22 protein-coding genes are annotated in these 25,224 nt (G+C 58.7%); 4 read left to right on the forward strand and 18 right to left on the reverse strand.

From position 1 onward, the window contains the following. Positions 1-577: 577 nt before the first annotated feature. From lldD to ACA071_RS13555, 8 genes are all read right to left on the reverse strand, one after another. Positions 578-1,720, reverse strand: a complete 1,143-nt coding sequence (lldD, locus tag ACA071_RS13520) for an FMN-dependent L-lactate dehydrogenase LldD (RefSeq protein WP_497644805.1) — start codon at positions 1,718-1,720, stop codon at positions 578-580. 107 nt (positions 1,721-1,827) lie between these two features. Then, positions 1,828-4,032 carry a lipase family protein gene (locus tag ACA071_RS13525; protein ID WP_497644806.1) on the reverse strand — a complete coding sequence of 735 codons (2,205 nt, stop codon included), beginning with the start codon at positions 4,030-4,032 and terminating at the stop codon, positions 1,828-1,830. A 12-nt stretch (positions 4,033-4,044) separates the two neighbouring features. Beyond that, on the reverse strand, positions 4,045-4,821 hold the full coding sequence (locus ACA071_RS13530) for a hypothetical protein (RefSeq protein ID WP_497644807.1): 777 nt from the start codon (positions 4,819-4,821) through the stop codon (positions 4,045-4,047). A 51-nt stretch (positions 4,822-4,872) separates the two neighbouring features. After that, positions 4,873-5,634 carry a hypothetical protein gene (locus ACA071_RS13535; RefSeq protein WP_497644808.1) on the reverse strand — a complete coding sequence of 254 codons (762 nt, stop codon included), beginning with the start codon at positions 5,632-5,634 and terminating at the stop codon, positions 4,873-4,875. After that, a complete protein-coding gene (locus tag ACA071_RS13540; RefSeq protein WP_497644809.1) occupies positions 5,631-6,485 on the reverse strand; it encodes a DUF4123 domain-containing protein in 855 nt (284 codons plus the stop codon). The genes ACA071_RS13535 and ACA071_RS13540 overlap by 4 nt, the downstream gene beginning before the upstream one ends. Continuing rightward, a complete protein-coding gene (locus ACA071_RS13545) occupies positions 6,482-8,533 on the reverse strand; it encodes a type VI secretion system Vgr family protein (RefSeq protein ID WP_497644810.1) in 2,052 nt (683 codons plus the stop codon). Before ACA071_RS13545 ends, ACA071_RS13540 begins: the two co-directional genes overlap by 4 nt. 352 nt (positions 8,534-8,885) lie before the next feature. Then, positions 8,886-10,508, reverse strand: a complete 1,623-nt coding sequence (locus ACA071_RS13550) for an MFS transporter (RefSeq protein WP_497644811.1) — start codon at positions 10,506-10,508, stop codon at positions 8,886-8,888. A gap of 240 nt (positions 10,509-10,748) precedes the next feature. Further along, on the reverse strand, positions 10,749-12,395 hold the full coding sequence (locus ACA071_RS13555; protein WP_497644812.1) for a GMC family oxidoreductase: 1,647 nt from the start codon (positions 12,393-12,395) through the stop codon (positions 10,749-10,751). Between the two features lie 121 nt (positions 12,396-12,516). Here ACA071_RS13555 and ACA071_RS13560 point away from each other — a divergent pair, with 121 nt between their 5' ends. Continuing rightward, positions 12,517-13,407, forward strand: coding sequence for a LysR family transcriptional regulator (locus ACA071_RS13560; protein WP_497644813.1), 891 nt, complete (start codon positions 12,517-12,519; stop codon positions 13,405-13,407). Between the two features lie 275 nt (positions 13,408-13,682). Further along, positions 13,683-13,898 carry a DUF4287 domain-containing protein gene (locus tag ACA071_RS13565; RefSeq protein WP_497644814.1) on the forward strand — a complete coding sequence of 72 codons (216 nt, stop codon included), beginning with the start codon at positions 13,683-13,685 and terminating at the stop codon, positions 13,896-13,898. Between the two features lie 138 nt (positions 13,899-14,036). On the opposite strand, the gene ACA071_RS13570 is transcribed toward ACA071_RS13565, so the two are convergent. Genes ACA071_RS13570 through ACA071_RS13600 form a run of 7 tightly spaced genes read right to left on the reverse strand, consistent with a single transcriptional unit; the run spans position 14,037 to position 20,382 of the window. Then, on the reverse strand, positions 14,037-15,455 hold the full coding sequence (locus ACA071_RS13570; protein ID WP_497644815.1) for an ATP-binding protein: 1,419 nt from the start codon (positions 15,453-15,455) through the stop codon (positions 14,037-14,039). Continuing rightward, a complete protein-coding gene (locus ACA071_RS13575; protein ID WP_497644816.1) occupies positions 15,452-16,114 on the reverse strand; it encodes a response regulator in 663 nt (220 codons plus the stop codon). Before ACA071_RS13575 ends, ACA071_RS13570 begins: the two co-directional genes overlap by 4 nt. 11 nt (positions 16,115-16,125) lie before the next feature. Next, a complete protein-coding gene (locus tag ACA071_RS13580) occupies positions 16,126-16,770 on the reverse strand; it encodes a tetratricopeptide repeat protein (RefSeq protein ID WP_497644817.1) in 645 nt (214 codons plus the stop codon). Then, positions 16,767-17,576, reverse strand: coding sequence for an SDR family oxidoreductase (locus tag ACA071_RS13585; protein ID WP_497644818.1), 810 nt, complete (start codon positions 17,574-17,576; stop codon positions 16,767-16,769). The genes ACA071_RS13580 and ACA071_RS13585 overlap by 4 nt, the downstream gene beginning before the upstream one ends. Further along, entirely contained in the window at positions 17,563-18,237 is a 675-nt protein-coding gene (locus tag ACA071_RS13590; protein ID WP_497644819.1) for an iron-containing redox enzyme family protein, read from the reverse strand. The genes ACA071_RS13585 and ACA071_RS13590 overlap by 14 nt, the downstream gene beginning before the upstream one ends. Continuing rightward, positions 18,234-19,715, reverse strand: coding sequence for an AMP-binding protein (locus ACA071_RS13595; RefSeq protein WP_497644820.1), 1,482 nt, complete (start codon positions 19,713-19,715; stop codon positions 18,234-18,236). Before ACA071_RS13595 ends, ACA071_RS13590 begins: the two co-directional genes overlap by 4 nt. After that, positions 19,705-20,382: a thermostable hemolysin gene (locus ACA071_RS13600; protein WP_497644821.1), complete on the reverse strand. Its 678-nt coding sequence runs from the start codon at positions 20,380-20,382 to the stop codon at positions 19,705-19,707. The genes ACA071_RS13595 and ACA071_RS13600 overlap by 11 nt, the downstream gene beginning before the upstream one ends. Positions 20,383-20,568: 186 nt before the next feature. Between ACA071_RS13600 and ACA071_RS13605 the strand changes: the two genes are divergently transcribed. Both ACA071_RS13605 and ACA071_RS13610 read left to right on the forward strand, forming a co-directional pair. Next, the gene (locus ACA071_RS13605; protein WP_497644822.1) at positions 20,569-21,129 is read left to right on the forward strand and encodes a cytochrome b; all 561 of its coding nucleotides are present in this window, start codon (positions 20,569-20,571) and stop codon (positions 21,127-21,129) included. Positions 21,130-21,605: 476 nt separating this feature from the next. Continuing rightward, positions 21,606-21,974: a DUF6124 family protein gene (locus tag ACA071_RS13610; protein WP_497644823.1), complete on the forward strand. Its 369-nt coding sequence runs from the start codon at positions 21,606-21,608 to the stop codon at positions 21,972-21,974. A 211-nt stretch (positions 21,975-22,185) separates the two neighbouring features. Here ACA071_RS13610 and ACA071_RS13615 read toward each other — a convergent pair whose 3' ends face one another. From ACA071_RS13615 to ACA071_RS13625, 3 genes are all read right to left on the reverse strand, one after another. Next, complete coding sequence (locus tag ACA071_RS13615) at positions 22,186-23,289, reverse strand: DNA alkylation repair protein (protein WP_497644824.1); 1,104 nt, start codon at positions 23,287-23,289, stop codon at positions 22,186-22,188. 24 nt (positions 23,290-23,313) lie between these two features. Continuing rightward, complete coding sequence (locus ACA071_RS13620) at positions 23,314-23,925, reverse strand: glutathione S-transferase (protein WP_497644825.1); 612 nt, start codon at positions 23,923-23,925, stop codon at positions 23,314-23,316. 83 nt (positions 23,926-24,008) lie between these two features. Beyond that, positions 24,009-24,929: a MurR/RpiR family transcriptional regulator gene (locus ACA071_RS13625; RefSeq protein WP_497644826.1), complete on the reverse strand. Its 921-nt coding sequence runs from the start codon at positions 24,927-24,929 to the stop codon at positions 24,009-24,011. Positions 24,930-25,224: the final 295 nt, after the last annotated feature.

The following is a 25,224-nucleotide window of genomic DNA, read 5'->3' on the forward strand; positions in this document are numbered from 1 at the left end:
GGCTGCATTCCCACGCGGAGCGTGGGAACGATCTTCATCCGCCCGTTCAAGGCCTTGACCGGATTTACGCCGCGTCAGTATCGGCAGGCTACGGCACAATGATCGTCCCCACGCTCCGCGTGGGAATGCCTCAAGGGACGCTCTGCATTCCAGCTCCGGGAAGGGACGCAGAGCGTCCCGGGCTGCATTCCCACGCAGAGCGTGGGAACGATCTTCATCCGCCAGTTCAAAGCCTTGACCGGATTTACGCCGCGCCAGTATCGGCAGGCTACGGCGCAATGATCGTCCCCACGCTCCGCGTGGGAATGCCTCAAGGGACGCTCTGCATTCCAGCTCCGGGAAGGGACGCAGAGCGTCCCGGGCTGCATTCCCACGCGGAGCGTGGGAACGATCTTCATCCGCCAGTTCAAGGCATTGACCGGGTTTACGCCGCGCCAGTATCGGCAGGCTACGGCGCAATGATCGTCCCCACGCTCCGCGTGGGAATGCCTCAAGGGACGCTCTGCGTTCCAGCTCCGGGAAGGGACGCAGAGCGTCCCGGGCTGCATTCCCACGCGGAGCGTGGGAACGATCTTCACTACCGGACAGCGCTTACCAACGTCGATTCATCAATCTGCGCAATCGAAGTCACCCCGGTCAACGTCATGGCCACGCGCATTTCCCTGGCGAAAATATCCAGCATGTTTTCCACCCCGCGCTGACCATCCGCCGCCAGCGCATACGCCATCGAACGCCCCAGCAATACACCTTTCGCCCCCAGCGCCAACATTCGCACCACATCCAGCCCCGAGCGAATCCCCGAGTCGACCAACACGGTCAGATCATCACCGATGGCTTGCATGATCGCCGGCAAGGCCTTAGTGGTGGACAGCACACCATCCAGCTGCCGCCCGCCGTGGTTCGACACGACGATGCCATCCGCGCCAAAGCTCACCGCATCTTTTGCATCCTGCGGGTCGAGAATGCCTTTGATGATCATCGGACCGTCCCAGAAATCACGAATCCACTGCAGATCGGCCCAACTGATCGACGGGTCGAAGTTCTTCGCCAGCCAGCCCATGTAGTCTTCGAGCGTGACGGCTTGGCCCAGGTAGGCCGAAATATTGCCCAGGTCATGCGGCCGCCCCATGAGGCCAACGTTCAACGCCCAATCGGGCCGGGTCATCGCCTGCAACATTCGCCGTGACGAAGCGAAAGGACCGGACATCCCCGAATGCGCATCCCGATATCGCGCGCCGGGCGTCGGCATGTCGACGGTAAACACCAGGTTCTTCACCCCGGCGGCCTTCGCCCGTTCAAGGGCGTTTTTCATAAAGCCGCGGTCTTTCAACACGTACAGCTGAAACCAGATGGATTGCTGGCTTTGCGCCGAGACTTCCTCGATCGAACACACCGACACCGTGGACAGGCACAGCGGAATGCCTTTGTTTTCCGCTGCACGCACCGCCTGCACTTCACCTCGGCGGGCAAACATGCCCGTCAGGCCGACCGGCGCGAGGATGATCGGCATGGCCAGGGGTTGGTTGAAGAGGGTGGTTTCAAGGCTCAGGGTTTCGACGTTTTTCAAAATGCGCTGACGCAGGCTGATGCCGGTCAGGTCGGCACTGTTGGCCCGCAGCGTGTGCTCGGCATAGGCGCCGCCATCGATGTAATCGAACAGGAATCGGGGAAGTTTGCGGCGTGCTGCCTCGCGGTAGTCAGATGCGGATGAAATGATCATGGGGCCTCGGTCTGGGGAGTGGCGGGGCGGTGGGTTGCGTCAAATCGCTCATATCAAGACGCTACTGGCTTGAGCATGTTCCACGCGCAAACCAGTAGGCTGGCCCATTAAACAATAGAATCGATGTCCAGCGTATGAGGCATACCGCTGCGAGAGGCATACATCAGGTCGCCATCGTTCTGCTGCGGGATCATTGCGTACTGACCCTTGAGGGTGTTCTCCCGCTGAGCCTTCCAGCGACGGAGGGCGGCTTCGAGATTGGGAGATTGCGCAGCGCTGCCATATACATTTACAAGCGTCAGACGACGTGCTTTTTCCCTTTCCAGCCGTTTCACCGAATCAAAAAGTTTTTGCGACTCAGCGTTCAGCTCATTAACAGTCTGTACATACTCGGGATCATTGTTTTTGTAGCGCAGGGATTCCTTTGTTTGCTTACCTCGAAACTGCACCTTGCCACGCATCGTCTCCAATGCGGTCGCCACCAGTTCGAATTCACCTTCAGTGACCACCGTCCCGCCCGTTTCCTGAGTTTGCTGCCAACGTCGCAAGGTCGCCCAGGAAAACGGGATGTAGGACCCCGGTATGCTGTGGTCACCTAGACTCATGGCTTGATCGATGAAACCACCACGGAACGGCAGGTCGCCATCTTTGGCGAGAGCGCGAGTGCAGGCGGCCTCTTCCACAGAGGCACAACCCGGATCCCAGAGAATCGCCGACTCGTCCTGCCCGGTAAAATCCACGGGCATGAAGTGATGCAACGTACCGTGGTGCTCGTAAGGATCACCACCAATACGAACCAGGCCGACGGCAAAGATCAAAATACCTAAAACAGGATTGGTAATAAAAAGCGCCGCAAGCCCGGGAATCCAGATGGAGCGGCGAGCGTTCATCCAAGGCGCCGGGACACCGGGAATCATGTCGTTGTTGTTCACCATCCTGTGATGCGCCAGCGGCTCGGCAGCGGCGACGAATGTGGCATCACCCACGCGTGGTGATCCGTAGGTGTAGAGGAGGACGTTGTATTTCATGGTTTCATCAGATCGCAATGCTTCCGCCAATAGCAATGCAATAGCGCCGCCAAGACTATGACCACTGATAATGATTTTTTGGTCGACATGGAATCGGACTAAGTAACGTTGAATAAAACTCTTCAGTGCTTTGTACGCATCGTAAAAGCCGTGATGGACCTTTCCTTTACCCTCTATGAAAGGAACTTGTGCCGCATCTGCGTCACGCCACCAATCGGACAACTCCAATGTTCCACGGATAGCGATCAGTATGATCTCATCATGATGGGTGATGAACGCCTGCGTGCTCTTTCCGCTAACCCAACACTCATTGGCGTCATCAAAATTATGCAGGTTGCCGGGGTGTTCCTGGTCTACGCCGGGTTTGTTCTGCTCGTACACCGTTGGGTCAAACGGCAAAATCTCAAAGCGCTTCGAGTAAGGAACTTCTTCATACACTGGGAAGTAACGATGAACCGATGACTGTGAACTGTCGACCTTCCAGCTCTCTCGAAAGTTTGAAAGCGCATTGGCAAAAAAATGTCCGACGCTGGGATCATCCGGGAAGTACACAGGACTCTCGGGGGTTTTAACGGGAACTTGACCAAAATTGGAATAACTCAAATCCGCCATGATCGCGAGTTGGTAAAGGTTGAGTGCACTGAAGTCATTATCGGTTGAGAGCAGGGGCCTGAAAGCACGTAGTGGGCGCACCTGTAGGAGCGTGTGCCGCTTCGACAGCAGCCCGACACCAAATTTGGATAACGGTTCTGGACCAAATCCCAGCTCATCAAGCGCTCTTGCTGCGAGGTCTTCCGGCGGATACTTACGGTCAACGGGTGGAGGTAAGTGTGCGCTTTGCTTGACCAGGTCCCGCACCTCTACCTGGATGAATTTGTCTCCTGCTTTTTTTGCGGGGTTATGGTCGACAGGAAAACCGTCTTGGTGAAAGAAACGAGTTTGTTCGGCGCGGACTTGGAGTTCGGTGATAGGGAGTGGGTAAAATTCTCTATCCATCAGGCGCCGATAAAGCTTGGTAGTGCCTATATGCGGATAATCCAACATTAATACAACGGGTCCTCGATAACAGTTTTCAATTTTGGCAAACCCTTCCGCGTCCAGTACCCCAGTATATTTTTGTTCTGCGCTGTCCTGAAGAGTATAGGCAAGACCTCCATAGGGTTTGCCATCACCGAACTCATCCACTAACTGAAAACTAACCCAGTGCTCGTTGTTTGGGCATTTATACATTTTGCCGCTAAAAGCCGGCGTGTCCCCATCTTCCATGGGTTTATACGAACTCATCCTTTGATGTCCTTATTCGGTACAGTTGGGGTAGACGGTACAGTCACGTCCATCGGGCATCTTGAAAGACTTGATGAACTTATATGGCTTGGCGCAGGGCTCCTCGTTGTTGGTTCCCCACAAACCAGTACAGGCCTTCCAGCCATTGGGAGTCTCGAGCCACCATCCGTTGTAATAAGGCTTCTCCTTATCCGCGACACTAATCACAAACTTCACGGTTTTACCCGCTAACTGATTGCGCTGCAACGCTGCGCCCGGCAGGCTTTTTTGCGCGACTCCATTCGTGTCGGGCGCCCGGCACTGCAGGATTTTGACGATGTAGCGATATGGCCCCATCGTGCGAAACAACCACTGGCACTGGCGCTGAAAGACCAGAGGGTCCGACATAGGTAACGAAGGAGCCGTTTCTGACGGCTCATCACGAATTGTTAAACCGGCCGAGACCGAATCCATGTCCAGCTCACGTTTGCCCCACTGTCCTTTGATATTCAGCACCACCTTTTTCAAAACCATTGAACAACCCTTCGCGGTGTCCGTCAGCGGCAGCTTGAACTCAGCCGGACGCACTCCCTTGGGTTGTTCACTTTCGATACGGTTATGCCCGGAACACGACTCACCGGAGGCCGACTCGTAATACGCCATCGGACTGATGGTGAAGTTCTCCGGCGCGTCGGCCTGGAAGGTAAAGCTCTCTGTCTGCGCCATTGAACAGCCCGACGCCGTCACCGCCATTGCGCTGACAAACAAGGCTCGCAGGAGGCGGGGAGTAAAGCGTCGTGCTTGCAACATGCAGAAAGTCCTCTTTGGCATGGGTTTATTTGAATTCATCCTTTAATTTCCTTATTCGGTGCAGTTGGGGTAGACGGTGCAGTCACGTCCATCAGGCATTTTGAAATTGGTAAACACCGGAGTGGTTTGGCAGCGGAATGTTTCTTTCGTTTCGATACAAGGCTTCCAACCCTTGGGTGTTTCTAGCCATGACCGCCCAAAATAAGGCCATTCTTCTTTCGCCTCCGTCAGCACAAACTTCACGGTTTTGCCCACTAACTGATCGCGCTGCAACGCTGCCCCTGCCAGACTCTTTTGCACGACGCCATTCGCGTCGAGCGCCCGGCACTCTAGTATTTTGATGATGTAGCGATAGGGCCCCACCGTGCGAAACATCCACTGGCACTGCCCCTGAAAGACCAGAGGCCCCGAAACGGGAAAAGAGCGAACCGTTTCCGAAGGCTCATTACGAATTGATAAACCGGCAGTCTGCAGGCTCATGTCCAGCTCACGCTTACCCCACTGTCCTTCGATATGCAGCACCACCTTTGTCAGAACCATTGAACAACCCTTCACGGTGTCCGTCAGCGGCAGCTTGAACTCAACCGGACGCACTCCTTTGGGTGGTTCACTTTGGATAAGGTAATGCCTGGAACACGACTCGCCGGAGGCCGACGCGTAATACGCCATCGGACTGATGGTGAAGTTTTCCGGCATATCGGCCTGGAAGGTAAAGCGCTCAGTCTGCACCATTGAGCAGCCCGACGCCGTCACCGCGAGTGCGCAGACAAACAAGGCTCGCAAACGCTGAGTAAAGCGTCTTGCGTGCCTCATGCCAGGTGTTCTCCTGACCAGAATTTCACCTCATTAAAAAGCCGTTCGTAGTGAACCTGCGGTGTTTCACCGGCATGGGGCAACCAGTTTTTTATGATGGGCGGCTCGGTTTCATGGAGTTTGTTCATGACCAGAAAATGCACTTGCTCAGGCTCAGACCATCCCCATTGCTCAACTTGCGAGAGTTGTTCTGTGAGCCAGGCGCTTGGGTCTTGGCGCTCGCCGAGTCGCATCAGATCGTCGCTGTGTTCTTCCCACAGATAGCGATAGACGTTGGCATGCAGAATTTCCCTCGACTGGCTCGCCGGTGCCGGAACGTTCAGCCAGGCCGGATCGGCAGGAACCGGATGTTCACCGGGCACAGGGTTATGGGTGACTTCCCAATGCGAGCCCTGCCAATAACACACACTGATCGCCGGCCCCAGGTACCCAGGGCGGGCCTCTTCGGGGATATGCCCCAAGGCACGGGTCAGGACTCGATTGTCGTGGAAACGGTACAGCGCCTGGTTGGGTCGCGTGCCGATAATCACGCGCTCACGCCAGTGGCGGGTCAGTGCCGACAGCTCATCTTTGCGAATGCTCGCCAGCCAGCCCCAATTACGCTCGGGCTCCTGGAGCAGTTCTTTGATGCGCTCATCGTCAGGCTTGTCGATGAGGAATATGAAAGGCCCTGCGTCCGCTAAATCGCTGACCTGAGTCTCGCTGTACACACTGCGATGCTGATCAGGATCACGGTTGCTCAACCAGGCCTGGCGAACGTCGAGTTCGCCTTCCGAGTCCAGAATCAGGCACAGGACATGGTTGAGTTTTAGTTGATCGGTCATCCATTGCCGAGGGAGGGCAGCCGTCATGATGTCATTCCTTTGGGCAGGCAAAGACCGTTTTTACAGGCCTCGCAAAGTGGGCAGTAGTCAGCGCCTTTCACTTTGCTCGCTGCCATCAACGCGAGTTGTGTCGGGGCCATTACCGGCAGTGCCGCCGGGGTCGCCAGGGCTGTCAGTACGCCCGGCAACAACGGATTGGCGGCCGTTCCCCCCGCAGGCGCACCGCCGATTTTAATCTCGGTGCTACTGAAAATACCTCCGGGACCAATCACGATGTGTTGGCCACCGGCTTTCAAGGTAATGCTGGCGCCGGCATCAAGAATCAGATTGGCCCCGGCTTTGAGGTGCACTTGCTGGCCTGCCTCGACCACCAGTGTTTGGCCGACGCGGGTATGGCTGCTGTTGGCGACCTGTAAGTGGTCGTTAGCCTTGAGCTGGACCTTACGATCAGCCGTGACAGTACGCTGCTCTTCCGCCTCCAGCACCGAAATACTGTTGCCCTTAATGGTTTCCCGGCGCTCATTTCCGACTTCCAATCGACTGTCATGCTCGACCTTTTGCTCCATATCACGTTGAGCACGCAGGTAGATCAGCTCCTGGCCGCTGCGGTCTTCAATCGACAGCTCGTTGTAGCCGCCACTGGCGGGCGAGCTGTGGCTACGCAGGACTGTTTTGGTTTTGTTCGCGGGCAAGGGGTAGGGCACCGGCGTGACTTTGTTAGGCACGCAACCGGTAATCAATGGATTGTCGGGATTACCTTCCAGGTAAGTCACCACCACTTCCATGCCGATCCGCGGGATGGTCACCGAACCGAAACTATCTCCCGCCCAGCTGGAGGACACGCGTAGCCAGCAACTGCTCTTGTCGCTGCCAAGTTCGGCGCGATCCCAGTGGAACTCGACCTTGACGCGTCCGTACTCGTCGCAAAATATTTCTTCCCCCGCTGGACCGGTGACACGGGCTGTCTGGCTGACCAGCACCGATTTACGCGTGACCAGCGGTGGGCGGTAGAACACGTCCCAGGGAATCGCGCGGAAGCTGTTGCGGTAACCTTGGGTAAACCCGTCTTCGGGTTTGACGTCGCTGGTGATTGATTCCTCCAGTGACTGAGGTTGCTTGCCCTCGTGCGTTACGCTGAGCAACAGCCACAACTCGTTGCACTGCGCTCGCGGGTGTTCGATCAGGTTAAAGAAGTGGCCGCTGCGCAGGAACGGCTGATCGCTTTTACCCTCGGCCAACTGATAGTCGCTACGGTGTCGTTCCAAAGCTTGCCGGGCAAACTGTTTGCCGAGCTTTTCATTTTCGATCAGCAACGGATAGCCGTAATCCTCCAGCACCGGCGTGGCCTCGACCGCCAGTTGGCTTTCCAGCAACAGGCTTGGGCGTTGGAAATCGTAGTCTCGGCGCGTGGCGGTGCTGGTGCGGGTACTGAAGCGCATGGAGAACTGGCTGACGACCGGGTGATCTGCCGCCAGGCCAGCGCCTTGCTGATACGGCACGTCCCCCAGTTTGGGGAAGTAGGTCTGGTCGTCGGTGAACACCAGTTGGTGGCCATCCTCGCTGTGTTGGTGGTGCCACGAAATCCCAGCCTCACTGCACAAGCGCTGGATGAACTCGAAATCGCTTTCACCGTACTGGGTGCAGTATTCGCGCTCAGGGCTGGTGCTGACATGAAAGGTATATGCATCGGCCTGAATGCCGTATCCATCGAGCACCTGGGCGATGATTTGCGGCACCGTCAGGTGCTGGAAAATCCGTTGGTTGTGGCTGAACTGCAAATAGTGCAGCGCGGGCACCAACGTCAGTTGATAACGGGTCAGGCGCTTACCGGCCTCACCCACAAAAACGTCTTCGATACGCCCATGAATACCTTCGCCATCCAGGCCGAACTGAAGGAAAGCCGGCTGACTGAGCAGACTTTCCAGATCGAAATCAGGGGACTCACTGACGAGTTCCACCTGGATCGCGTACAGGGTGCTCATCGCTTCAGTGCCGTGAAAGGCCAGTACCTTGAAGTCGTTGCGAACAGAGGGGATCAGTAACGTGAAGTGCGCAGCATTGGCCGGCGCGAACATACGCTTATCCTTAAGCGGAGAGGGGAGACAAAATGCGAAGCCCAAGCCATTCCTGGCCTGAACAAGCTTGAATTTCACCGCAGGCTAACAAAGCGGCAAAGGAAATGATGTGGGATCCGTCCTGAAAAGCGTTCCGAATTTTCAGTTATTCAGAATGTGTCTTCGGCGAACGAAGGGACCGCGAAAATCAGGCTGAGTTCACCCCGGAAGGGCGCGCATCATACCTAACCCTTTGCCGATACACACAGGATGGTTTCTGAAGGGGATTTTCCGAACAAAAAAACACCCCATCGAGAGGGGTGTTTAATGAGTTGCACGGTTTTTCCCGGACTCCTTTTTTCGGCTGCGCCCGTCAGTTGGTATCCAGATCCACGTTCTTGGTCTCGCGCAAACAGATCAGCCCCACAATCAAACTGACCCCGGTAATCACCACCGGGTACCACAGCCCATAGAAGATGTCCCCGGTGTACACCACCAACGCAAACGACACCGTCGGCAGGAACCCGCCGAACCAGCCATTGCCGATGTGGTAGGGCAGGGACATCGAGGTGTAGCGGATGCGTGTCGGGAACAGTTCGACCATCAGCGCCGCCAGCGGGCCGTAGCACATGGCGGAGATGATGATCAGCACGACCATCAGCGCCACGATCATGGTTTTGTTGACCTGCTGGGTGTCGGCTTGCGACGGATAGCCCGCCAGGGTCACCGCGCCACGCAGGGCTGCTTCGTCGTAGCCATCGATTTTCACGTCACCGACGCTGACTTGCACGCCGCTGCCGGCCGGGGCGGCGACGCTGGTGTAAGGCAGGCCCTGCTTGACCAGAAAGGTCTTGACCTTGTCGCACGGGCTATCAAATTTCGCCTTGCCCACCGGGTCGAACTGGAAGGTGCAGGTGGCCGGGTCGGCCAGTACGGTGATCGGCGCCTGTTGGCGGGCCTGGTCGACCGCCGGGTTGGCGTAGTGGGCGATGGATTTGAAGATCGGAAAGTACAGCGCGGTCGCCAGCAGCAGGCCGATCATCAGCACCGGTTTGCGCCCGACCTTGTCCGACAGCCAGCCGAAAAAGATAAAGAACGGTGCGCCAATGATCACGCTGACGATCAGCAAACTGTTGGCCAGCGCCGGGTCCATTTTCAGGAACTGGGTGAGGAAGAACAGCACGTAGAACTGCGCCGCATAGAAGGTCACCGCTTGCCCGGCGTTGATGCTGAACAGGGCGATCAGCACGACTTTGAGGTTTTCCCATTTGCCGAAGGAATCACGCAGTGGCTGTTTGCACAGCTTGCCTTCCTCTTTCATTTTCACGAAAGCCGGCGACTCGTGCAGGCTCAGGCGAATCCAGGTCGAGATGCCCAGCAGCACGATGGAAAACAGAAACGGAATGCGCCAGCCCCAGACTTCAAACTGGTCGCCGGTGAAGTAACGGCAACCGAGCACCACCAGCAATGACAGCAACAGGCCGAGGGTCGCGGTGGATTGAATCCAGCTGGTGTGGAAGCCGCGTTTACCCATCGGCGCATGTTCCGCCACGTAGGTCGCGGCGCCGCCGTATTCGCCACCGAGGGCCAGGCCCTGGAGCATGCGCAGCACCACCAGGATGATCGGCGCGGCAATGCCGATGCTGGCGTAGGTCGGTAGCAACCCGACACAGAACGTCGCCAGGCCCATGAGCACGATGGTCGCGAGGAAGGTGTATTTACGCCCGATCATGTCCCCCAACCGACCGAACACCAGCGCACCAAACGGCCGCACGATGAAGCCGGCGGCAAACGCCATGAGCGCGAAGATAAACGCCGTGGTGTCGTTGACCCCGGCAAAGAACTGCTTGCTGATCACCGCCGCGAGGGCGCCATACAGGAAAAAGTCATACCACTCGAACACCGTCCCCAGGGACGAGGCGAAGATGACTTTCTTGGTGCCGCTGCTGACGCCCGCGCTGCGCGTGGCTTCCAGGGGCTGAACGTGTTCTGACATATCGGTATCCCTCACAGTGATTGTTTTTGTTGTTCCACTGTCGGCGCCGGCCTTTTGGGCCAGTGCCGCTACTGTCAATTCGATGCTACCTGCATCGATCTTTCGGTGACCCCCCAATCCCTGTAGGCGCTACCGAAGACTGCGATCTTTTGATCCTGGCGCCGGTTCAGTCACCGAAGGATCAAGATCAAAAGATCGCAGGCTGCGCCAGCTCCCACATTGACCGTGTACAGGTGTGATTCAAGCGTTACTCAGCAGTTCCTTCTCCGGGGTGACACTCCTTGTGCCGGGGTTAAGAATCAACTGCGCCGCCTTCTCGGCAATCATCAGCGTAGGCGAACACGTATTACCCGAGGTGATGCGCGGCATGATCGACGCATCGGCGATGCGCAGGCCGGGAATGCCATGTACGTTGAGCTGCGCATCAACCACTGCATCCGCGTCATTACCCATGCGGCAAGTACCCACCGGATGGAAAATCGTCGTGCCGATCCGGGCAGCCGCTTCATGCAATTGTTCTTCACTCTGCAAACTGTCACCGGGCAAATACTCGACCGGTTTGAACGCAGCCAGGGCCGGTGCAGCAACGATGCGCCGGGTCAGGCGAATGGCATCCGCCGCGACCCGTAAATCCTCAGGATGACTCAAATAGTTGGGCTGAATCAGCGGCGCTTCCTGCGGATCGGCACTTCGAATCTCAACCCGCCCACGGCTCTGCGGCCGTAGATCACACACCGACGCCGTAAACGCAGGAAACGCATGCAACGGCTCGCCAAATCGCTCCAGCGACAACGGCTGCACATGGTATTCAAGGTTCGCCGAAGCCTGCTCCGGCCCCGACCGCGCAAACGCGCCCAACTGACTCGGCGCCATGGACAACGGCCCGCTGCGGTCATACAGATAACGCAAGCCCATGCCCATCTTGCCCCACACACTGCCGGCGATCTGGTTCAGGGTGCGGGCGTTTTCCAGTTTGTAGATCAGCCGCAGTTGCAGGTGATCCTGCAAATTGCCGCCAACCCCCGGCAGCTCATGCACCACGCCGATCCCCAAACGTTGCAGCAAGGGTCGCGGGCCGATCCCGGAGCGTTGCAGGATGCTCGGCGAACCGACGGAGCCGGCGCACAACACGATTTCCTTGCGCGCCTTGAAGGTTTTCGCCTGGCCTTGCCAACGAGTGATGACCGCAGAAGCACGACCGTTTTCCAGCAACACACGGTCGACTTCGACGTCGGTCAAAACAGTGAGATTGGCGCGATTACGGATCGGTTTGAGAAACGCCTTGGCCGCGTTCCAGCGAATCCCGGCCTTCTGGTTGACCTGAAAGTAGCCGCAACCTTCGTTATTACCCTGGTTGAAGTCATCGATGCTGGCAATACCGCTTTGCTCGGCGGCGCTGCGAAACGCATCCAGAATCGGCCACGACAGCCGCTGGCGTTCAATCCGCCATTCCCCGGCGGCGCCGTGAAATTCCGAGTCGCCGGCAAAATGGTTTTCGCTTTGCTTGAACAGCGGCAGCACGTCTTTCCAGGCCCAGCCCGGGTTGCCGTCCGCCGCCCAGCCATCGTAATCGCCTGCCTGGCCACGCATGTAAATCATGCCGTTAATCGAGGAACAGCCGCCGAGCACTTTGCCCCGTGGATAGCTGAGTGTGCGACCTTGCAGACCCGGTTGCGCTTCGGTCTTGAAGCACCAGTCGGTGCGTGGATTACCGATGCAGAACAGGTAACCCACGGGGATATGAATCCACGGGTAGTTATCGCGCCCGCCGGCCTCGAGCAGCAGCACCCGATGTTGCGGGTTGGTCGACAATCGATTGGCCAACAAACACCCGGCCGGCCCGGCGCCGACCACGATGTAATCGTATTCATCAAGGGAAGTCTGCATCCCTGACCTCGTATTGTTGTTCTTGTTGTGGCTCATCCTAGTTGTTAGCTTTCGTCAAAAGAATGTTAGTTTTTGCGCAGCCGCTGTGCGTTTTCAGACAGCGTAGCCCTAAGGAAGCATGATGTTCGATTGGAACGACCTACGGTTTTTTCTCGAATTGCAGCGCAGCGGCCGCTTGCTCACCGCCGCCCGCCGCTTGAACACCACCCACGCCACCGTGGCCCGGCACATCGAGGCGATTGAAAAGAGCCTCGGCACCGCGCTGTTCGTGCAGCACGCCCAGGGCTATCAACTGACCCCGGCCGGCGAAGCGCTGCTCAAACACGCCGAAGCCATGGAAAATGTGGCGCTATTAGCCCAGGAAGAAATCACCCAATCCACTGCGCCGCTGGGCAAAATCCGCGTCGGCGTGACCGAAGGCTTGGGCATCATGTTCCTCGCCAGCCGCATGAACGGCCTGTTCGAACGTTACCCTGGCCTCGAAGTGGAGCTGGTCGCCGTGCCGCGCTTTGTCAGCATCCTCAACCGCGAAGCCGAGATCAGCATCCACCTCGAACGCCCGGCCGCCGACATGCTCGTCACGCGCAAACTCACCGACTATCGCCTGGCGCTCTACGCCAGCCAGGCCTACCTCGACCAGGCGCCACCGCTGCACAGCCGCGAAGACCTCGGCCGCCACGCCTGGATCGGCTACGTCGACGACCTGCTGTTCAGCCAGGAACTGATGTTCCTCAACAGCTTCTGCCGCAACCCCCAAGTCGTATTCCACAGCACCAGCGTCATCGCCCAGCAACAGGCGGCGCGTTCGGGGTTGGGGATTGCGGTGTTGCCTTGTTATATGGCCAGTGCTGATCCGCAATTGGTGCCGTTACTGCCGGATGAGAGCATTCAGCGCAGCTACTGGATTAGCACGCGGCGGGAGTTGCATAAGTCGGTGAGGTTGCGGGTGTTGTGGGATTACGTGGTGGAGTTGTGTGAGCGCGAACAAGACTTGCTGCTCGGCGCTACCTAACCGATACACCCAATCCCCCTGTAGGAGATGTGTAGGAGCTGTGTAGGAGCTGTCGAGTGAAACGAGGCTGCGATCTTTTGATCTTGTTCTAGCGGTGTCTTCACAGACGCCAAAAGATCGCAGCCTTCGGCAGCTCCTACAGGGGATCGTGTTTCAATCCGAGAGCGTGAGGGCATCGCAGGGGGAGTTGCCGGAACAACACTTGGCGTCCACTCTATTTCATGACGACAAGGAGCGTTATCCAACACTCCGTCGCGATAAAGGGAGTTTGCACCATGACCGACGATACAAAAACAAAAGGCCCGGCGTCGTATTTCCCCTCAATAGAAAAAAAGTACGACCAGCCGATCGACCACTGGCTGGGGCTGCTGGGCACACTGGGTGACAAGAAGCATATGGAAATGGTGGCGTGGTTGAAAACCGAGCATGGCATGGGGCATGGCCATGCGAATGCATTGGTGGCGCATTATTTGGCGGGCGCTAAAAAGTGAGTGATCAGGCGCAGTCAATTCCCGTGTAGGAGCAAAGCTTGCTCGCGATGGCGTCAGGCCTGGCACACCGCGTTATCGTTCATATCGAGCAAGCTCTGCTCCTACGGAAATAAAGTCTGCATCCCTCACATCAACTCTTCAGGTCTCGGGCGGAAGGTCTCGGATGGTCCGTTGCAACGGGTCGTGCGGCTGGCCGTCGGGAATCGACAGTGTCGCGCGCAATCCGCCTTCCGGCCGGTTCACCAGCGTAATCCGCCCACCCAGCCGCGTCGCAATGGTGTTGACGATCGTCAACCCCAGTCCAGCCCCCTTGGCATTTCCGCGACTGTAAAAACGTTCGAACAATCGCCCGCGATCCGCTTCGTCGATGCCCGGCCCCTGATCCTCGACGCTCAGTGAATAGAACCCGTCCGACTGACTGAGCTGCACAGTGATCACGCCGTGTTCGGGGGAAAAGTTTGCCGCGTTGCTGATCAGGTTGTTCAGGGCAATGTCGATCGCGGCGGCGTCAGCGACGATGTTGAAGGGCCGGTCATTGACGTCGAACGCCAGTTCAAGCTTCTTGCTCAGCAGCCAAGGCGTCAATTCAACCAGGCTGTCGCGCACGGTTTCGGCCAGGTCGATGCTGTGCAGCACCGGCGCCACGGCTTTAGGTTCGAGGCGGGCCATGGTCAGCAGTTGATTGACCAGGCGAGTGGTGCGGTCGACGCCTGAAATCAGGAACTCCAGGGACTCGCGGCGCTCCTGTTCGGTGCCGGCCTCCAGCAGGTTTTGCGCATGCACCCGCAGCACCGCCAGGGGCGTGCGCATTTCGTGGGCGGCGTCGGCGATAAAGCGCCGTTCGCGCCCCAGCACTTCCTGAATCTGCGCAAGCATGCGGTTGAGCGCCGCTTGCATCGGTTCCAGTTCGCTGGGCAAGGGCGCCAGTTGTAAGGGCTCCAGCGAGCCACTGTGCCGCGCCCGCAAGGTCGCCGCCATATTCGCCAGCGGCTTGAGCCCCCAGCCAATCGCCAGCCAGACCATGGCCGCCAGAATCAGACTGCCCAGAATATTGGGCCATAAGGTATGGCGCACGATCCGGTCCACCAGGTCCGAGCGCACGTCGTCGCGTTCGCCCACCCAGATGCGCAGGTTGTTCTGTTTGTCTTCGAGCATGAACGCGCGCCAATGGCGGTTGTTCAGATCCACCACGTCGCTGAACCCAGGTTTGCCCGGTGGTGTGCTGAAGGTAGGCGCGCTTGCGGTATGCACCAATACTTCGTCCTTGGGATTCCACACCTGAAAGGCAATCTTGCTCTCATAGGGATGGCCATCCACCCATGGCACCGCTTCGCTCAGGGCCTGATTGAACGCCTGGTACAGCTCGGCGTGCTCCTTGCTGGCCAGCGGCATGCGCATCACACCCTGCAGCAGGCGGGCGTTCTGCGCCAGTTGGGCGTCGTAGACTTCGGCGATTTCGTGGTTGCTGTCATGCAGGTTGAACACACTGATGATCGCCAAACCGGCCAGCAGCAGGCCAATGATCAGCGTCAGGGTGCGGCGCCGGATCGAGGTCATCGACGCTCCTCGACCAGATAACCGACACCACGAATGGTGCGGATCAGGTCACTGGAGAATTTTTTGCGCAGGTGATGGATATGCACTTCCAGGGTGTTGCTTTCCGCCTCTTCGCTCCAGCCGTAGAGCAATTGCATCAGGTGATCGCGGGTCATGACCCGGCCCGGCGGCGAGAGCAATTCGTGGAGCAACTGATATTCCTTGGGTGTCAGGGCCACCGGTTCGCCCCGATAGCTGACTTGCTGGGTGCCGGGGTTCAGGCTGATGCCAGCATGTTCGATCAGCATTTGCGCGCGCCCGGCACTGCGCCGCAACAAGGCGCGCAACCGGGCTTTCAACTCTGCCAGGTCGAAAGGCTTGACCAGATAATCATCGGCCCCGGCGTCCAGGCCGGCGATGCGGTCTTCGGTGGCATCCCGGGCGGTGAGGATCAGCACCGGCAGGTTGGAACCGCTATCGCGCAGGCGGCGCAGCACTTCGAGACCGTCCATGCGTGGCAGGCCGAGGTCGAGCACCGCCAGATCAAAGGTTTCACTGAGCAACGCATGCAAGGCGCTGCCGCCGTCCTGCAACCAGTCGACGGTGTAACCCTCGCGGCCCAGGGCCTGATGGATCCCCTCGCCGAGGGCCACGTCATCCTCGATCAGTAATAAGCGCACACGGACTCCTGTCAGTTGAGTTTTTTGTTGACGTCCACCAACAAGGCTTCGATCTCTTTGCGTCGGCCTGCATCGGCGGTTTCCCGGCCAGGGCGCGGGGCCGCTTGCAGGGCTTTTTGCAGGGCGTCTTTGGCTTCGCCGTAACGTTTTTGACGGTAGAGGTGATCGCCCCAGAAGTACAGACTATCGATGCCGTTTGGGTTCAGTTGCAAGGCTTGCTTGAGCAACTGATCAGCCTTGTCCGAGTCGCCGAAGCCGATCGGCCAGCCCGGCACCCGGTCATACAGGGCCGCGAGGCTGGTGTAAGCCGAGCCTTGCAAGGCCTTGGGGTCCAGGGTCAGGGCTTTTTCCAGGTCGGCCTTCGCGGCTTTTGCCTTGCTCAAGGCGCCGAGACCACCCTGGGCGCCGGCCCAACTGCTGGTGACGATTCCGGACCAGATCCAGGCTTCGGCCACTGATGGGCGCTCCTGGGTGAATGCCGAAGTCTGGGCCGCGAGTTTCTCGAAAGCCGTGGTGCGTTGTTCGGCCGGCACTTCGTACTGGATGTGCCCCCAGTTTTGCTGGATGCCGGTCAAGCGTTGCTGATCGGCGGCGTCCAGGGCCCAGACGCTCTGGCTCAAGGCACCCAGCAGTAGGCAAGCAATCGTCTTTTTCATGGCTTGAGGTTCTCGTTATCAGGTTTGTGGCTCAGGCGGCGGATCAGCGGCAATTGCTTGCGCAGCCCCTTGTCCACCAGATGCGGCAGCAGGCTGTTGAGGCGCACGAAAAAACGCTCCGGCCAGCCCAGGTACAGGTCGCGACGGTCGCCGGCAATTGCATGGATCACCGCCGAAGCGACGGTTTGTGGATCATCGACGTTGGCTTTCAGCGCATCGTTCAAGGCCTGGGCCGCCGCGCTGTTCATCGTCGTGCGGGTGGCGCGGGGCGCGACATAGAGCACGCCGACCCGGGTGTCCGCGAGTTCCCGGCGCAGCGCTTCGGAAAAGCCACGCAGGGCAAACTTGGTCGCGCAATAACTGGCGTATCCGGCATAGCCGATGGAGCCATAGGTCGAACCGACATTCACCACCATCGCGCTGTCGGCCTGTTTGAGCAGCGGCAGTAACAGCTTGGTCAGGCAGATCGGTGCGCTGATGTTCACCGCCAGCATGGCGTTGATCTCACTGTCGTCGAGCTGTTCAAGCATGGCGAAGTGATTGACCCCGGCCGCGTTGATCAACAGGTTGATGCCACCGATGGCCTCGGCGGCGGCCAAGACCTTGCGGCGGTCGGCGAGAAAAGTCAGGTCGGCAGCGACCCAGCCCAACTGCTGCGGATAGCGCGCAAGTAACGGCTCCAGCACCTCACTATGGCGGGCCACGGCCAATACTCGCGCACCGCTGGCGCACAGGGCGCTGGCGATGGCCAGGCCGATGCCGCCACTGGCGCCGGTCAATACCACGCGAGCCTCAGACAGGCGCATGCAGGTTCTCCCCGTCGCGCGGCAAACCGCGGAACATGTCGGCGTAAAGCCTGTAGACCACTTTCGAGGCGTGGATGACGGCAGCCTGGTCGGCCGGGTCATCGAGGGTGTTCATCAGTCGGCGATAGGTTTGCATGTGCTCCACATCCAGAGAGCCGTGGGAGCTGAGGTAGCTGAAGGCGCTTTCCGGCAACTCCAGACGTTCACGAATGCTGCCCGCCGCGTGGGTAGCCAGGGCAATGCTGGTACCTTCCAGCACGTTGACCATGCCGAACAGACCCACGGGATTGTCCCGGGCGATGAGGTCGTAGAGGAAGCTCACCATCAGTTCAATCGGTAACGACGGACGCCCATTGCGCACCGCCTCCTTGTCACCGCCGCAGGCCTCGATGTCGTCGAGCACCCATTGTTCGTGGCCGTATTCGTCTTCGATGTATTCGCAAACCGCTTTGCGCAGCCATTCCAGACGTGACGGCAGACGGGCGCCACACGCCATCATCAACGGCACGGTATGGCGCACGTGGTAATAGGCCTGGGCCAGGAAGGCGCGGTAGCTTTCCAGACTGACCTTGCCTTCGAGGGCATCGCGAATGATCGGCAGGTTGAACAGCTCATGGCGTTCCTGGTGAGTGGCTTCTTGCAGCGTGTCGAAAAAGGTCATGATGCGGATTCCTGCTGGAAAACAGATTCAGTGAGTTGCGTGCGGTAGCGCTCGACAATGGCGTCCCGGCGCGGTCGGCCATTGGCGGTGAGCAAACCGTTGGCGGGTGTGAAGGGTTGATCCAGGCGAGTCCAGTGATGGACCTGGGCGTAATCAGGCAGGGCATCGTTGGCTTCGGCCACGGCGGCGGCCAGCTCGGCGTCGGTAGCGTCCGGGCGATGGGGCCAGAGCAGGGCGTGATTGGTTGGCATCGCTTCGCCGTAGACGAAGGCCTGGGCGATATGCCTGCGCTGGGTCAGTTCGGCCTCGACCCACTCGGGGTTCACGTTGCGCCCGAAACTGGTGACGAATTGATGTTTCTTGCGCCCGTTGAGGTAGAGGAAACCCTCGGGGTCGAACTCGCCGAGATCACCGCTGGGCCACCATTCGTCAACGTGTGGCGCATTCCCTAAATAGCCAAGCAGGGTCCAGCCCTTGATCAGGACTTCGCCGTCCTCCGCCAGGCGAATCTCGACGTGGGGCAGGGGCCGGCCGACACTGCCGGGGCGGCGTGCGCCAGGTCGGTTGAGGCACACCACCGAGGCGCATTCCGACAGTCCATAGCCTTCGAAGACAGGCACCCCGATGCGCTGCGCGCGGTGCAACAATTCCTCGGAAACCCGCGCGCCGCCGACCGCCGCGAAGCGCAGCGAATGTGGGTTGAAGGCTTTTTGCTCGGCAGCGCTGACCAGTAGCAACAGCAATTGCGGCACCAGGATCAGGCTCTCGGGCGCACGGCTGGCCAGGCAACTGAGCAGCTTCGGCAGGTCGACGCCGCTGGCGCCCTGGATGCCGAGGGTTTTTTGACTTGGCACGCTCAACGTTGCCCCGGCATACAGCGCGGCATAGCAGCCGATATTTTCCAGCAGGATCGCCAGGGGCAGCAGCGCCAGATGGTGCTGCGGATCGGTCGGTTTACTGGCCTGATCCAGCTCGCGGGCAACCCGCAATACGCTTTCGGCGCTCAAGCAAACGCCCTTGGGCGTGCCGGTGGTGCCTGAAGTGAAGGTCAGCTTGGCGGTGCCTTCGTGCATCGGGTTTGGGTTGCTGAAGGTGCGACGCCAGAACTCGCCGTTTTTTTCATACCCGGCGGCTTGCAGTTCGGCTTCCAGTTCCGGTTCGGCAATCACCCGTTCGGCCTGGCTTTGTTCCAGGCAGTGTTTGCGTTGCGCGGGGCTGAAAAACGGCGGCAGCGTCAGGCAGGTCAAGCCCTCAAACAGCGCGGCCAGGTCCCAGAGCATCGCTTCGGTGCCATTGTCCAACGCCAGTGCGACGACCTTGACGTGTTGATCACGCAGGCGCTGCTGGCGATAGATCACTTCAGCGTAGAGCGTGGCGTAGTCCACTTTCAGTTGATCGCCCCACAAGGCGATGGCGTGTCCCTTGCGTTCGGCATGGCTGCGCAAGGTCTGTTTGAAGCGCTCGACTTCAGGCGACATGGCTGGAATCCTCAATGGACGGCGGCAAACCCAGGCGATTGAACATCCCGATGTTGCGCAAATGAATGAACCCGGCGCGGATGTTGCCGACGTGGACCCAAGGCTTGCTTTCGTAGTAACTGCCCCAGTTATTGTTGTCGTCACCCAGCCGCGCCGGATCGGCAGCGCAGAGGGTGACCGGTTTCAAACCGAGGCGATGAAAGCTGTTCACCAGGCCGATATTGCCGGTGAACGCCACCCATTCCAGGCCGCCCATGGCCAGCAGGTAGGTGATGGCGATAATGCTCAGGCGCGCACTGCCGGTGTCGCTGGCGGCCAGGTTGCCCACCTCGACAATACCGGCGCGGTCCACGGGACGGTCGGCGGCGGCACTGATCAGCGGATCGATGGATTCGTCCAGGTAGCGCTCCAGAAACAGCGGCTCGGCATCCGCCCGCCGCACGCCGGCTACGGCACAGAGTTCGCCGACCGCATTGCTCATGCCGAACAGCTCCGGCATGAAATGGCGGATATCGGCGCCGTGGGCCTTGCGAAAACGTCGCTGGATATAGGCTTCGAAGACAGCTCGCTGGGGCTCATCCGGCAAGGCTCTGGCGAGACTCATCGGCGGGGTTTCGGCTTGGCCGAAGTGCAGCGGCAGGGGGATGTTCCAGTCGAAGTCAGGCATTGAAAGGCGCCTCCCGGGTCAGTGTGGGAGGAGTATCAAAGGCATTTCTTAACGGAGTCTGAAGGTGGCGAAAGGAGGTCGCCCAGGCACCTTCAGATTGCCTTAAGGCTGGGCGGGCAGGGTGGCGGCGGTCGATCAAGGCTGCGCGAATGAATCGCCAGCCATTCTGAATTCATGAGGCCCGTTATGACCCGCGATTCAATCGCTCATCGCTATGGAAAACTGTCGATCACCCTGCACTGGCTGATGCTGGCGCTGTTTGTCGGCGTTTACGCCTGCATCGAAATCAAAGGTCTGCTGCCTCGCGGGCATGACTTGAAGAGCCTGTTTCTGGGGCTGCACGGGGTGTTCGGCGTCAGCATCTTCGTGTTGGTCTGGGTTCGATTGATCGGGCGCCTGACACCGCGTCCGCCCATCACCCCGGCCCCGCCAACCTGGCAGACCGGCGTTTCGCACCTGATGCACCTGGCGCTCTATGTCTTGATGATCGCTACGCCGGTGTTGGGCTGGTTGACCTTGGCCGTCGCCGGTAAACCCTTGCCGTATTTCGGTTGGCCGCTGCTGTCGCCGGTGGCGATTGACCCGGACCTGGCCAAGCAGATCAAGTATTGGCATGAACTGCTGGGCAGCACCGGTTACTGGTTGATCGGCTTGCACGCGGCGGCGGGGTTGTTTCATCACTATTGGGTGCGGGACAACACCTTGGTGCGCATGTTGCCGGGGCGTGGCACAGAGCGTCAGCGCTGATCGTCCGGCTCCGTGGATTTCACCTGGCAGACCTCGATCTTTTATAGGAGCGAAGCTTGCTCGCGAAGGCGTCAGGTCTGGCTCACCGCGTCATCCTTGTTCGCGGGCAAGTCGGATCGCCGCACCGCTCGCTCCTACAAAGGCGGGCGTTTAATGGCTTGTTTAATGACACTCGGTGTTACGTCATAAGAGGCTACAACGCCTTGCGCCGTTACCTACGCGTACGCCAGAATCCGCCGGCTTGTGCGGCTGTGGGGTGGGCTATATCGTTTCCGGGTCACTGCAAAACAGTGATCGGGTTGGTAGCCCGCCTCTAAGTGAACCGCATGGTGTTACCTTTTATGGTGGTCATGCGTGGGGCTCCTTTGTGAGCGCCGGGTTTCTCACTTAGACCGGTCTACCAACCCACGTATGGCCGCCACCCTCGTTTGGTAGCAAGGGTGATGGCTCTTAATACTCTAAGTGAGGTTCCATCTATGTTCAAAGTGACACCCAACCCCCCGAATACTGATCCAGTACTCTACGACGCCTCTTTTGATCTTGATCCCAAGAAAATGAAAGCGGCGGCAGACCGCGCACTCAACTTCTACCTCAACCCCGGGGCGACGAAAACGCAGATACCGCCCCGCAGCTGCGGCACCTTCTTCACCATCGACGCAGCGGTGGATGACGAAACGTTGCTGGTCGAGGTCTACGAATCGTTATCAACGGCCCGCAAGATGGTCAACGATCTCGTAGAGCTCACGGACGGCCCGCGACGCCATACGATGCTGGTGTTGCATCGGTCGCTCGTGATGGGAGAGTTAGCGGTCAATCGGATACTGGATAACCACAAGCCCGGCTAATCACCCGGCCCTGTAGGAGCAAAGCTTGCTCGCGAAGGCGTCAGACCTGATACACCGCGTCATCGTTCTTCGCGGGCAAGCCTTGCTCCTACTTTTGCGACTTACGCTGCCAATGTAGGCGCTGCCGAAGGCTGCGATCTTTTGACTTTGCTTCTCAAAAACAAGATCAAAAGATGGCAGCCTTCGTCAGCTCCTACGGGGGATATGTGCTTCAGGGAAGGATTTCGAACGAGGTACTGGCTAAGCGTTCGCCATTCACCATGATGTGTACGGCGTGCTCGCCAGCGTAGTGGCGGCGCGTGGTCAGTTCCTTGATCTGCTGGCCACGGCTGACACATTCGCTGGTGTGGCCGGGCAGGGTGAGGGCCTTGAGCTTGAACACCTTCGCCGATGTGCTGCCATTGGCCTTCACGTAATCAATCGCATAATCAATCACCAACCGCTGACTCTCCGCCACCGTGGATTTCACGGTGAACGACAGGCTGATTTTCTCCCCAAGCCGAATAACCTTCGGTTCCACTTTCACATCGATGATCTCGACCTCGGGTTTACCGCCCGCACCGATAACCGCCAACGCCCGCTGATTCCCCTGTTTGATCAAACTACGCAACGCATGCTTGGCAATCCACGCCGTGTGCTTGTTCTCCAGCGACCAGCCCTCGATCAAATCCAGCACCCACTCCGGATGATCCTTGGTGATGTCATTGAGGTGGTTGGCCACGGACTTGCGCACGTAAAGGCTTTCATCAGCCTTGAGGTTATCGAGAATCGCCGCCGCCAACGTCGGATCAGCCTGAATCGGTTCCAGCCGAAACGACCACGGCAAACGCGGCCGACTGCCTTCACTGGCAAGACGCCGAACGTGTTCGTTTTCATCCAGCGACCACACCTGCATCAATGCCAACGACCGCTCAAGATCGCCGCGCAGAAAATGCCGGATCGCGAATTCGGAAGAACCGAATGAGGTGAAAAACTTGAGCGCTTCCATCGATTGCTCAAAGTCATGCGCGCCATACATAGCGACGTAATTCGGCAACGAGATGCTGACAAACCCGCTATTCAGTCGAGGGGCGAGGGCGCGCAATACGTCGAGGGATTCTTCATACCCCAGCGGCAACACCGCATGCAGGCACTCACTGACCCGCGCCATGCGCTGCATGATCGACAATTCCGCGAGCCCTTCATTGGCCATCTTCAGGAAGGCCTTGGCATTGAACGCCGGATAAACCGCCGTCATTTCGGTCGCGATGTGCTTGAGGCGCTCGGCGTTGAAGATTTCCTTCAGCGCCGGGGCGGAGGTTTCAGCGGCGGTCATGGGCGAGTCCGTGAAGAGGGCGGCTCAGGTTATCGGGGTAGCGATGAACGCCTCAAGCTTTTCTGCCTGCGCGGTGAATTCAGCGATGTGCGGGAAGCGCGTGGCATCGACCTGATCCGGCACCACGAGGTTGGTGAAACTCCAGGCGACTGCAACGGTGATCCCGTCCTGCGCAATCGAAGTACCGCCCAACAGTGGCTGCTTTTCCAGTTCACGTTCCAACGCTGAATAGGCCGCAGCGAGTTGCCCTTCAACCCGCTCAACCCACGGCTGATACTGAATGTCCGCCGGCCGTAGATTACGTTCGTAGTAAAGCTGCACCGACTTCTCACACGCCGCCAAGGCCAACCCGATGACCCGCAACGAACGCAGACGCTGCTTCAGATCGCTTGGCATCAAGCTTTTACCGGGGCCGGCAAGCGCTTCGAGGTAGTCGATGATCAGCGTCGAATCCACCAACACTTCACCATCATCCAGCACCAGCGTCGGAGCCTTGACCACCGGGTTGATCTGCTGGAATTGCTCGAAGTGGCGGAACACAGAAACGGATTCGTGCTCCAGGGCGATGCCCAAGTGTCTGGCAGAAATGGCCACGCGCCGCACATAGGGCGAATCCAGCATGCCAATCAATTTCATCAACGTTCCCCTGTAGGAGCAAAGCTTGCTCGCGATGCGGACAACCTTAGTCAGAGGTGCTGCGACCTGCAAACGCTCTCGCGCTAATCCTCAAACCCCACCTGCTCATGAATCTCATCCACCTTCAATTCCAGCCGATACGCCACGGCAATAAACAACGCCTGACACAAACACAGCGTCGCACTCAACGACCTGAACGCAAACGAACTCCCTTCATTCACCAACAACACCGTGCTCGCCCGCTTGGCCAGCGGCGAGAGGTTGCTGTCGGTGATGATTAACGTTTTCGCCTGATGGTGCTGGGCGATGCGCAGGCAGTGTTGGGTTTCCTTGCCGTAGGGCGTGAAGCTGATGGCGATCACCAAATCATTGGCGCGCACGCTACGCATCTGCTCGCGGTAGCTGCCGCCGAGCCCGGACACCAGGTGAATGCGCTTGTTGGTGTGTTGCAGGTTGTAGACGAGGTAATCGGCCACCGCGAACGAACGGCGCACGCCGACCACGTAGATGTTGTCGGCATTCACCACCAGATCCACAGCCTTGTCGAAGGCCACATCGTCGAGTTCCATCCCCAGCCGTTCGATGCCCGACAGCGTGGCATTGACGCACTCGCGCGCCAGGTCGCCGCCGCTGGCCTTCTGCGACTTGTTGGCGATCATGCTGCGGATGCGCTGCTGGTAGTTCTGCACCGGCGTGGTCTTGTGCGTGTAGGCCTCGCGGAACAACGCCTGCATTTCGCTGAAACCGCTGAAACCAAAGCGCTGGGAAAACCGGACGATGGCCGACGGATGCACTTCGCACTCACGGGCGATGTCGCTGATGCGGTCGACCATGATCCGGTCGCTCTGCTGGCTCATGTAGCTGGCGATGCGTTTGAGCTGGCGCGGCAGGCTTTCGTATTCGTTGGTGATCAGCTGCAGCAAACGCTCGGCGTTGATCGGTGGGCCGGCGAGGTCGCTCTCGGGCGTGCTCTCAGTCGGAGCCGGCTGATCGGTGCGGGACATAAGAAATCCTTCTGGCTTGTTCTTATAGGAATGACGAATTGGTCATCCCCTGACAATAGGTTGGCTGTGCGCAGTCTACAGGGTAGGCCGGAATAAAATCTTGAGCTTGCCGACGGCAAGCGGCCTGCTGAAACGATGAACCACGTCTGGAACGCTCGTACAGGAGTTTATTGGAAAAAATATTCCACGTAAAAAATATATAGAATAAATATTGATTGTTCGGTCCCGGTCGTTTTAGTCTGCATCCACCAAGAGTGTTCGGCACGTCCATCGTCCCGAGCGCAGGCTGATAAAA

The sequence above is a fragment of the Pseudomonas sp. LBUM1646 genome (genome assembly GCF_059716165.1).